General features: G+C 38.8%; 10 protein-coding genes. 6 read left to right on the top strand and 4 right to left on the bottom strand.

Annotated features, from left to right (window positions below):
• The first annotated feature begins 500 nt into the window (after nt 1-500).
• On the top strand, nt 501-1,967 hold the full coding sequence (locus R0J88_RS12430; protein WP_410900063.1) for an NAD(P)H-hydrate dehydratase: 1,467 nt from the start codon (nt 501-503) through the stop codon (nt 1,965-1,967).
• An 11-nt stretch (nt 1,968-1,978) separates the two neighbouring features.
• Here the strand turns inward: R0J88_RS12430 and R0J88_RS12425 are convergent, their stop codons facing one another.
• Together R0J88_RS12425 and R0J88_RS12420 are read right to left on the bottom strand one after the other, a co-directional pair.
• Nucleotides 1,979-2,485: a hypothetical protein gene (locus R0J88_RS12425; RefSeq protein WP_410900062.1), complete on the bottom strand. Its 507-nt coding sequence runs from the start codon at nt 2,483-2,485 to the stop codon at nt 1,979-1,981.
• 86 nt (nt 2,486-2,571) lie between these two features.
• On the bottom strand, nt 2,572-2,727 hold the full coding sequence (locus R0J88_RS12420) for a hypothetical protein (RefSeq protein ID WP_305401833.1): 156 nt from the start codon (nt 2,725-2,727) through the stop codon (nt 2,572-2,574).
• 845 nt (nt 2,728-3,572) lie between these two features.
• Between R0J88_RS12420 and R0J88_RS12415 the strand changes: the two genes are divergently transcribed.
• The 3 genes from R0J88_RS12415 (at nt 3,573) to R0J88_RS12405 (ending at nt 7,689) form a co-directional block, all read left to right on the top strand.
• Nucleotides 3,573-4,478 (top strand): ABC transporter ATP-binding protein, encoded by a 906-nt coding sequence (locus tag R0J88_RS12415; protein ID WP_410900061.1) that lies wholly within the window; start codon nt 3,573-3,575, stop codon nt 4,476-4,478.
• Nucleotides 4,478-6,010 (top strand): hypothetical protein, encoded by a 1,533-nt coding sequence (locus R0J88_RS12410; protein WP_410900060.1) that lies wholly within the window; start codon nt 4,478-4,480, stop codon nt 6,008-6,010. Before R0J88_RS12415 ends, R0J88_RS12410 begins: the two co-directional genes overlap by 1 nt.
• Nucleotides 6,011-6,399: 389 nt before the next feature.
• Nucleotides 6,400-7,689, top strand: a complete 1,290-nt coding sequence (locus R0J88_RS12405) for a tyrosine-type recombinase/integrase (RefSeq protein WP_410900059.1) — start codon at nt 6,400-6,402, stop codon at nt 7,687-7,689.
• 53 nt (nt 7,690-7,742) lie between these two features.
• Here the strand turns inward: R0J88_RS12405 and R0J88_RS12400 are convergent, their stop codons facing one another.
• Nucleotides 7,743-8,102 (bottom strand): hypothetical protein, encoded by a 360-nt coding sequence (locus R0J88_RS12400; protein ID WP_138685885.1) that lies wholly within the window; start codon nt 8,100-8,102, stop codon nt 7,743-7,745.
• 197 nt (nt 8,103-8,299) lie between these two features.
• Between R0J88_RS12400 and R0J88_RS12395 the strand changes: the two genes are divergently transcribed.
• Both R0J88_RS12395 and R0J88_RS12390 read left to right on the top strand, forming a co-directional pair.
• Complete coding sequence (locus R0J88_RS12395; protein WP_021032401.1) at nt 8,300-8,866, top strand: recombinase family protein; 567 nt, start codon at nt 8,300-8,302, stop codon at nt 8,864-8,866.
• A gap of 8 nt (nt 8,867-8,874) precedes the next feature.
• On the top strand, nt 8,875-9,825 hold the full coding sequence (locus R0J88_RS12390) for a hypothetical protein (protein ID WP_410900058.1): 951 nt from the start codon (nt 8,875-8,877) through the stop codon (nt 9,823-9,825).
• Between the two features lie 130 nt (nt 9,826-9,955).
• On the opposite strand, the gene R0J88_RS12385 is transcribed toward R0J88_RS12390, so the two are convergent.
• Nucleotides 9,956-10,624: an AbiV family abortive infection protein gene (locus R0J88_RS12385; protein ID WP_410900057.1), complete on the bottom strand. Its 669-nt coding sequence runs from the start codon at nt 10,622-10,624 to the stop codon at nt 9,956-9,958.
• Nucleotides 10,625-10,652: the final 28 nt, after the last annotated feature.

Genomic DNA, 10,652 nt, shown 5'->3' with positions numbered 1-10,652 from the left:
TTACCTCAGGCGTAGGTGCTTTGTAGCAACGTTCAATGAGTGATAGTTAACGTTTAAGTTAATTAATACTAAAAAACCCGAGCTCAGTCTCGGGTTTTTTAATGCCTGCAATTTGCCTCACGTGAAGGTGGCGCTCTTACCTCAGGCGTAGGTGCTTTGTAGCAACGCTCAACGAGTAATAGTTAACGTTTAAGTTAATTAATACTAAAAAAACCCGAGCTTAGTCTCGGGTTTTTTAATGCCTGCAATTTGCCTCACGTGAAGGTGGCGCATTTACCTCAGGCGTAGGTGCTTTGTAGCAACGTTCAATGAGTAATATTTAGCGTTTAAGTTTTTAATACCTGAATAAAAGTGATTAGTTTTCAGTTATCTGACCCGGATAAATATGTGATCTTTAGTACGTTTGAATAAACGAACTTACCTCGATTAAAAGCTCACAAAACTAGCCGCTTGATATGTGTATTTGATAAGGTAGGGTGTCACTTATTAGAGGGGTCTTCATGCTAAATAAACTAATATTTACTGCAAAAGAAGTTAGGGATAACGAGGCACTGGCTGCTAAAAATAGCCATTGTGAGTTATTTACCCTCATGCAGCGCGCTGGGCACGCTGCATTCAACGCTTGGCAAGACTTTAATGCAGAGCATACGTTAGTTGTTGTAGGACATGGTAATAACGCTGGGGACGGTTATATTAGCGCGAGCCTAATTAAACAGATGGGTAAGCAGGTAACTTTGTGTGCCGTTAATCCTAAAAAAGCATTAACAGGAGACGCAGCAAAAGCATTTAAATTTTGGTGTGATGAAGGCGGTGAAGTTAATGCTTATACGAGTGAGTTATTAAACCGTAGTGATTTAATTATAGATGCAATGCTAGGTACTGGGATCACAAGCTCAGTACGCGATAATTTTGCTAAAATTATTCATGAAATTAACGCCAGTAATAAACCTGTATTGAGTATAGATGTGCCTTCAGGCATCAACGCTGATACTGGCCACCCCTTAGGTACCGCAATCCAAGCAAGTAAAACAATAACTTTTGTTGGTATTAAGCAGGGGCTGACAACGGCTATAGGTAAACAACATTGCGGGGAGTTAATATTTGACGATCTAAATATTAGGCCTGCATTTTTTGAGCTCGCTACTTCAAGCGGCACACTTATAAATATAAATAGCTTTAAAAAGCTTGGTGCGCGTAACCTAAATAGCCATAAAGGAACTCATGGTAAACTCCTCTGTGTAGGTGGTAATGAGGGGACGGCTGGCGCAATTAGATTATCCAGCGAGGCCGCACTTAGAGCAGGTGCGGGTATGGTAAAAGTGTATACACATTCAAGTTCTGTAGTGCCTGTAAGTATTGGTAGGCCAGAATTAATGGTAACCAGTACTAATCTAAAAGAAGCGCTTGAGTGGGCTAGCTGCGTAGTAATAGGGCCAGGGCTTGGGCAGGACGAATGGGCACAACAAACCTTTGAGGAGGTTATATATTACTGCCAAACTAATAACATGCCACTGGTTATTGATGCCGATGCGCTAAATTTATTAGCCAAGCAAGCCTCATCGTACACATTAAAGCAATGTGTACTTACACCGCACCCAGGAGAAGCATCCAGGCTATTAAGTAAAACTATTGTGGATGTTGAGTCAAATAGGTTTGAGAATGCTCGACTGTGTGCTAAGCGCTATAACGCTACTTGCGTATTAAAAGGAGCCGGAACATTAATTGATAATGCTGAGAATACGTGGGTGTGTGAAGACGGTAACGCAGCACTGGCCGTTGGTGGTAGTGGCGATGTACTCACTGGTATTATTGGCGCCTTACTGGCTCAATGTTTAAATATTGATGAAGCAGCGCGATATGGCGTAACACTGCACGCTAAAGCCGGTGATATCGCCAGTGAGCGAGACGGGCAGCGAGGTATGCTACCCTCCGATTTATTTAGCATAGTGAGACAGCTGTTAAACTGACTTTCATTAGATTAGTGTTTAGTCACTTTGCTTAAAAGCTTGGTCAGAATGAGATCTTTTTCTGTTTGAAGGAGTTTATCTTCAGTCGCTGCTTTTTCGATATTAGCAAACATCTCTAGGCGCTTTACTTTTTCATAGGCGAGCTCGCTTTGATTGAGCTCACTAACCAATACAGGTTTTACTACCCCAAAGTTAGGGTCATCAACTTTGTTAAAATCAAACTCTGCATCTAAATACTCACCGTAAGGTACGTTGTAAATAACAGCAATCCAGAGTTTTTTTTGATTTACATCGTGAGAGCCTAACCAGTGTGTTTTCGGAACTAATATATCAGCCGAATAATAAATATCATCATAAAAAAAATCGCCATCGATTCTAAAGTAAGCGAGTGACTCACCTTTACTGTCGGCCAGTTCAATTTCGGCCGTAAGTAATTCTTTTTCACTACCAACTAACTCAACAAAATCCTCTTTTCTTAGCCCTATGTAAGGGTTCTTAAATTTTTTACGTTGCTGCATTTAGTAATTAACTTCATAAATTATTAATAATAAATGTACAGCGTTTCGCAAGCACTTGTCTATTGTTAGCTAATAAACGTAATCATTTATTCCATTTCTTCATCCGGCGGGTCGCCTGAGTCTTCCTTACGCTTTCTTTGCTCTTGCTTCGCCTTTTGAACATTTTCGTAGGTAGGTGGCGGAATAGGCATCAGGGAAATAAGCGGAAAAAAAGCTAAAAATAAATATGCCCCTGTCGACATACTTTTACCCCAAGTAATCATTTTTAACAAAAGGCAAACTATTAAAAGCAGCAATGCAGATATTAGGGTTACAAGCACTGCGATGAAAGTAATTCCATTACTGTTAAGTATGTCCATGGTGTGGTTTTTTAATTTATACGTTATTACTATTTGGGGGTAAATTGAACAATAACAATAAAAAAGTACTAAAAAGCAAAAACCCAGCCGAGGCTGGGTTTTATATAAGCAAGGTGTTTAAACGATGATGTTTATCACATCATACCGCCCATATAGAGTTTATCCACATGTTTTTATTAAATTCGTTACATGGGAAAATAAGTGATACCCCACTTTATACCCTACCACCTCGAAACCATGGTTAACCGTCTGAATTGTAACAATTTTACTAGTTTATTTAATGTGAATAACGTTTTATTCGGTTCCTAAGCAGTTCTAGCTAAGAAGTATATTCTTCTAAATAAATAGTCCGCTAATCTCATATTGCTGCCGGTCAAAAAGTTGTCTTGTGATGACCATTCAGTGCGCTTTAGTTTGTTTCACCGTATTCATTATTCCTAAAAAATGGACATTTAAAACGGCAACAACATGGCTTACTACATCGCCTTTACTCTTTTTCTTAAGATAATCAGTTTGGGCGGTTTAGTTAACTTCGGACTTAATTGATTGCTATGAGAAATGAATTTTATTTTGTTCATAACTTGTTCTTATTTCACCAATAGTTAGTTAAATTCACCATTTATTTTTATTACTTAAGTTGTGGTGTTTTTAATTCATTGAATTTAAAGGAGTTATTGGTGGCGTTATTTTTGCTTAGTAATTGAATCTTGATTTATAAGGGAAGTACAATGTTATTGGATATTCAATCACTTAACCATCAATATCAGAGTGGCAAAAAAACTAAGTTTGCAATCAAATCACTGTCGCTGCAAGTTGAGCCGGGAATTTTGGGCTTGTTAGGTCCAAATGGTGCAGGAAAATCTAGCCTGATGCGAATTCTTGCAACGATTACCAAACCAACCCAAGGAAACATCTTCTGGCAAGGGCAAGACATTATTAAGTCACCTCAAGTATTGAGGAACGAATTGGGCTACTTGCCACAGTATTTTGGCGTCTATGATCAGTTATCTGGTATCGAGTTTTTGCAGTACATTGCTAGCTTAAAAGGATTAGATAAATCAACCGCAGATCACATAATTGAAGATTTACTTCATAAACTCAACCTAACGCATGCTGCGCATATGTCACTAAAGGGATATTCTGGCGGTATGAAACAGCGTATTGGTATTGCGCAGGCTCTACTTAATGATCCCAAGTTACTGATTATTGATGAACCAACCGTTGGCCTAGATCCACACGAACGTGCTAATTTTCGTCAGTTATTAACCGAGTTGGCAGGTGAACGTTGTATTCTATTCTCTACGCATATAGTGGCAGATGTTGAATCAATTGCCGATCGCATTGTGATTATGCACTCAGGCCATTTAATTCAATCAGAATCACCAAGTAAACTTCAAGATAAAGTCGCCAATAAATGCTGGCAACTAACGGTCAATTTCAGTGAACTTAAACATATCCCGCATGAATTCATTGTAAGCCATAGCGTGCGAAAAGAATCTAAGGTTGAACTAAATATTGTTGCTGACTTCTGCCCTGATGCAAGAGCCATTTCAAGACCACCGACTCTAGAAGATGCTTACCTTTATTTTACCAGCAACCGACAAGTTCAAACTGCCTATGCGAGGGCAAGTTAATGACTCAAGTATGGCAATGCATCACTGCTGATTTTAAACAACGAACCCGCCAGCAAAGCTTTGTAGTAACACTGCTGGCGATGTCGGTATTAACATTACTTTTTTTCCCTTCCCCTGATGCCCATTATCAAACGCTAGTGATTAATGGTTATCGTGGCATCTACAATAGCGCTTGGCTTGGTGTATGCCTAGCGATGTTGAACGTTTTATTTTTACCGATTATCTGTTTTTATCTGGTCAAAAATGCGCTTGAATTAGACCGACAATCAATGACGGGAGAGCTCATCGCAGCCACTCCTATTAGTAAACTGACTTTTTTATTAGCCAAATGGTGCACGAGTGTACTTATTTTGGTTTCTATTGTGCTGGTTATGTTACTGAGTAGTATTTTGATTCAGATTTATTATGGTGAAAGTTATCAAATAAATCTTTGGGCGTTGATATGGCCTCAGGTAGTTTTTGTCTTGCCAATACTATTAACAATTGCCGCTATCGCGATAATGTTTGAGTCAATTGAATGGCTTAAAGGCGGGTTAGGCAACGTCGTTTATTTTTTCTTATGGATTGGCTCCATTGTTCAAACCATTGAAAGCGTGTCTGGGATTGGAGCATTACTCGATCATTTAGATGCAGAAGTTGCCGAACGTTTTCCATTACAGCAAGGTGATACAAATATAGGGGTAAGTATCACTAATGCAGCAGATGAGATAAACACTTTCGTTTGGCAAGGAATAGAGCCGACAATAGCCAGCCTATGGGGTGCCCTGCCTTTACTTTTTATTTGTCTTAGTTGTTTAGCATTAGCGTTTATATTTTTTGACCGTTTTAGCAAAAATTCAACACCTGAAAATAAGCAATCTTCATGGTTGAATTTCACCTTAAAAGCTAGAGTGACTGACCTACTTGATATTTTCTTTGTTGCTTTAACCAAGCATTTTTCTTTTACTCGCTTATTACGATTAGAGTTAAAATTAATACTCAAAGGTCATTCAGTGTATTGGTTTATCGGTTTGCTGGTGTTAAATATTTTTCAATTGTTTATCAGTCAAGATTTGCTTGTTAGCCTTGTTTTACCTATTTCGTGGTTATGGTGTGTTTTGGTGATCTCTCAACTAGGGCAATTAGAAAAACAAGCGAATACTGTAGAGTTAGTTACTTACAGTAAACAATCATCTATTTTACAAAGCTTGGCCTGCTATTGTGCCGCTTCGATATTATTAGTCTTAGCAAGCATGGGCAGCGTTATCCGCTTTACTGGAAGTGCTGAGTGGTTGTTACTCGTCCAATTGATTATCGCCATTTCATTTACCGTATCGCTAGCCTATTTCTGTGGCGCGTTTACTGGAACAAAACGGATGTTTGAAGTGCTTTATCCTGCACTTTGGTACATAGGACCAATTCAAACAGCATTATATGTCGATTTTTTTGGTGTTAATAGCCAAGCAAGTTGGCAGGCCGGAGTTCCTTATTATTTTGTAGCTATTTCAATAAGCTTACTCATGTTAACGGTTAGTGCCAAAAGCACACGTTAATCTATGTATATAGTAGGGTTCGTTGTAGATCTCTTGCTTGTATTTGATACGTTGAATTGTTTGATAAGCCAATAACAGTCCTTTATAGGAAAGTTGCTAACGGCAGTGATGAGTTGTGAAGCAGGTAATAGGTTTGACTGGAAGATAGCTTTCGCTTTGTTCACAATTAATACATATCAAAACTGTTATTAGATATTCATAAATAGCTAATAAAAAAGCCCAAATATTGCTATTCGGGCTTTCAAAAATTTTAGTAGATTAAGCGGTAATAGAAAAATCTATTACATCATGCCTTCCAAATCTGCCTTAAGCCTCTGTATGTACTGTAAATAAAGGGTTGTGGTATTATTTGTCTCTACATTGGTCTCCACTATTGGGTATATTCAACAATGGCAGAAGCTAGTAATAACAAATACCTTAAAAAACGTAAGAATCGTGATGTCTGGATGTTTCAAATAAGAATACCTAAGGAAGTTAGACACTTATATGACGGTAAAGAGATTTACGTAAAGTCACTTCAAACGAGCTGTATTAAGACTGCTAGGTTACGTAGAGACAGTTTGTTAGGGCAGCTAGCTGTCCAGAAGGAACAAGCTATTGATGGTGGGCGTAGTACCTTTATGAGCTTCTATAATAACTTGGAGCAAGCAAAGCGTGATGCTAGGGGTGATAAATTCGAGGCATATTATCAGTTTGAAGACTCTATTTTGGTTGGAACAGAAGAACATCCAGAGATACGACAAGAAGCAGCTAAGGCAGTTAAGACTGGGACAATACCTGTAAAATATACCTATTCCATGAGAGAAGCTCTTAATGATTGGTTACGTAAAAACAAACAGAGAAACCAAGATACTATAGTCAAAATGAAGTCTACCGCTAGTCGTTTCTTGAGGCACCTAAACGTACACGATATGCCGCTAATGGGTATTGAAAGAAAGCAGGTGATTAGTTTTATAGACGAACTCATTCAGGAGGTAGCAGTAAGTACAGTTAAGGGTCATTTGAGTAGATTGAAAAGTATCTACGAGCATGCGTGGAGAATTGCAGAAATTGATAAACGCGAGAACCCTTTCGACTCTCACATACTTACTCATTATGAAGCAGACAAGACTATTGAAAAGAAACAGCTATTTAGTCGTGATGAAATTCGCGAAATAATTAGCTGGGCTAACTCTGAAGATGAAGGCATCAAAGCTCTCGTTTATTTAGGTTTATTCACTGGATGTCGAATATCTGAAATTTGTGCTGTAACTAAAGAAGATGTGTATATCGAGGGTGAGCTAATGGCGTTATATATAAGAAAGGGTAAGACAGCATCAGCGACTAGAACTGTTCCACTTCCTAAGAGGGTTCATGACATCGTAAGGAGGCGTTTGGAGGATTCTGAAGTAGGTCAAAGTATCATTGGAATGGATGGTAAACAAGCCTCAAGAGTCTTTAGTAACTATAAATCAGCTAATGTGACAAAGGATAAAAGTCGAACATTTCATTCATTTAGGGTGCATATGAGTACGGCTTATCAAAGGGCTGGTATAGATGAGGACAGTGCTGCATTTGCTGTGGGTCATAAAGGCGGTAAGACAATGACTTATGGTTATTACGCCAAAGGTGATGAGCTAAAAGTACTATGCGAATATACGGAGCTTGCTGCTAAAGTAATAGAGCGAGATTGGTTATAATGAAAAGAGGGCGCTAAGCCGCCCTTTAAAACTATCGTTAGATAAACAATTGGCTATTGTAGCCTATATAGGCCTAAGCTTTTATAGCTTGCGGGTTCACAGTTATTGAACTCATAATAAACTGCACAAATTTCCTGTGAATCATTTGGAATGTATATGCCTCTAATTTGTGGCGCGGTAATTAGGTTGTTAGTACTTGGGGTATAATATTCACCTGAATCATCTGCGCCAGTTTGAATATATATACCAGCTTTTAAAGTATGGGTGTTGAACAAATTTGAAATAGTAACAGGAGCCATTAGCTCAATAGCTTTCGCATCTTGATTTGATACACTGTGCTGGGCTTTATCTTGCGCAGTTGTAGCACAACCAGTGGTTCCAAAGGCTAATAACATGACTAAAGTTGCTCTCATTTGTACTCTCTTAATAACGTATTTATAGAGGTTATTTGATCATAGAGTGTTGTTATGGACAAGCTTTAAAAGCGTACCTTTAGGGTATACCTAAACAGGTATGGTCATAACGTGATCAAACAGTACCTGTTAGGGTTTACTTTAAATTAAGACCACATTATTATTTCCCGCCTCTTAGAATTAAACGAGTACAGGATGTGGCACACATAGCTTATATGAGGGTCTCTTCTACAGACCAAAACACGGAACGACAACTTGCTGACGTAAAGATTAGTTTTACAAAGAAGTTTGTTGATAAATGTAGTGGCGGCTCTGCTCAACGACCAGCCTTAAATGAGCTAAAGGAATACATCAGGGAAGGTGACACTGTACATATCCATAGCATTGATAGACTTGCACGTAACCTCTTAGACTTGAAGCAGATTGTTACTGATTGGAATGGTAGAGGGGTCAAAGTGAAGTTTCATAAGGAAGGCCTCTGCTTTAAAGCTGGTGGCTCTGACCCAATGTCTGAGTTAATGCTGAGTATGTTGGGGGCAGTTGCTCAATTCGAGTTATCTATGATTCAAGAGAGAAGGCAGGAAGGCATCGAAAAAGCCAAGGCTGCTGGTAAATACCGTGGCCGCCCTACCAATAAGACTAACCACCAGCAAATCAGGCTATTACGCTCTCAGGGTATATCTTTGCGTAAAATAGCTAAAGAGGTTGGTGTTTCCCTTTCCACAGTACAAAGAGCTCTAGAAGCGATAGAGAAGCCTCAATGAACCAATACATGTCTGATAGTAGTTTTATAGACATTAACCCAAGAGAAGTGATTTTAGACCCTGCTATGCAAGGGCGAGACACTAATTTAATTAGAGATAAGAATACAAGACGCGCTCAAGAGCTTAAGCAAGAGAGCCAATCAAAAGAAATCTTAGACGACCTTCACAATGGAGTAGGAATAAAGCAACCAATAACTGTGTTTGAGGTTTCTGGAAAGAAGCTTGTTATAGATGGTTTTCATCGTATTAGTGCATCCTTAGAGTACATGGACAAAGCTAAATGTGATGATTTTAGGGTAAAAGCTAGGCTAGTTAGAAACAGAACATACACAGAGGCTTTCCTTGCGGCTCAAGAAGTTAACCAAGGGCATGGTGTAGGGGTTACTAAGGACGAAGTCAATCAGTCTAAGTTTAGATCATTAGTTATAGCTGGAAAATATGATTATAGTGTTAGTGAGCTTACAAAGCTTATTGGCTGCAGTCGAGGACAAGCAAACCATGTAATGAGAGCCCTTAGAGCTTGTGCAGAAGCTATTCAAGGTAAGCTGGAAGATTATAGCTCTCTTGATAGTTTTACCCGCCAGCTACAAAAAAAACTAGAGAATAGATACACAGAGGCAGCTAAAAGCTCCACTTGGGATGCAAGAGGGTTTCCAAAGATTAGAAGGCTCTCTGATATTGTCTCAGGAAAAAGCTACACCCCTAAGGATATGGATAATGAAGAATACAGACATTATCTAATAGAAGAGGCATATACCAAGATAGATAGCCTAATAGAATCTGTAGGTGAAGATAACTTTAGGGAAGCCCTACGTAAAACTGCTAGAGGCTCTACCCTTGGTATTTCTATTACCAGAAGGGATAAATGGCTTGAGCAAGCAGGAACGTTAGAGAGTGATGAAGCGCCAGATAATTGGGATGGCGTATCAATACCTGAAAGCTCATATGACGCCTTTTAGATGTCGTTGAATAGCCATCAAAGGAAGACCGCACATAGTCTTTATAAGGAAATAGAGCCTAGTGTACACATGTGTACAGTGTGGTTTCCTTGGTGTACACAACAGGCTTAGAAGATACGAGAGTACGTGTTCACAGCCCTATGAAGTCTTTGAATGAATATTCTCCTTCAGTTATTAACCCCTCAGCCTTCATTTCATTAAACCACTCTAATAAAGCTACTTTTACTACTTTCTCTGGTGTATTCCAGACTGGTTTTAAGTGTTTGATCCATAGTTCAATCTCACGAGCTGTGGTATCTTTTTTGTTAAGTAATAGTCTTGCAACAGACATAATTTCTTTAGTATTTTTTTCATCTATGACTTCTTCAGGGACTGACCAATTAGCTTTGCCAAGACAATCAGTATAAAAGCCTATTTGCTTTAAGTTATCTAGAAGCCTAGGATGCTCTGCATCTTTTTCATACATATTTAAAAAGTCATTCAGCTTCGAACCGCCAGCTTGAACCAAAGACGGAAAGATCCAACTAGCATTCTTTTGTGTGTGTAACCTATATGCTTTCCACGCTTGCTTTACCTCATCACCATTTTTAGCAACCGCTAATTGTCTTAAAATACCAGTCTTACCTGACTCTTCAATTGATAATATAGCTAAAGAAATTGCAGAGGGATAACGGCCTGATTTAAATAATATTTCAGCATCAGTAAGAAGACGTTTGGCATTTTGATTTGCTGCATTCATACCTTCTGCTACCTGCGCAGGATTTAATGTGTTTTTCCATTGTCCTAATCCTTTGGACATAATAACCTCCTAATTTGAAATGTGTTTT

This window comes from Pseudoalteromonas sp. SIMBA_162, assembly GCF_046535955.1.
Lineage (GTDB): Bacteria > Pseudomonadota > Gammaproteobacteria > Enterobacterales > Alteromonadaceae > Pseudoalteromonas > Pseudoalteromonas marina.
The sequence above is the reverse complement of the archived record's forward strand: the minus strand, read 5'-3'. Positions and strand labels throughout refer to the sequence as shown.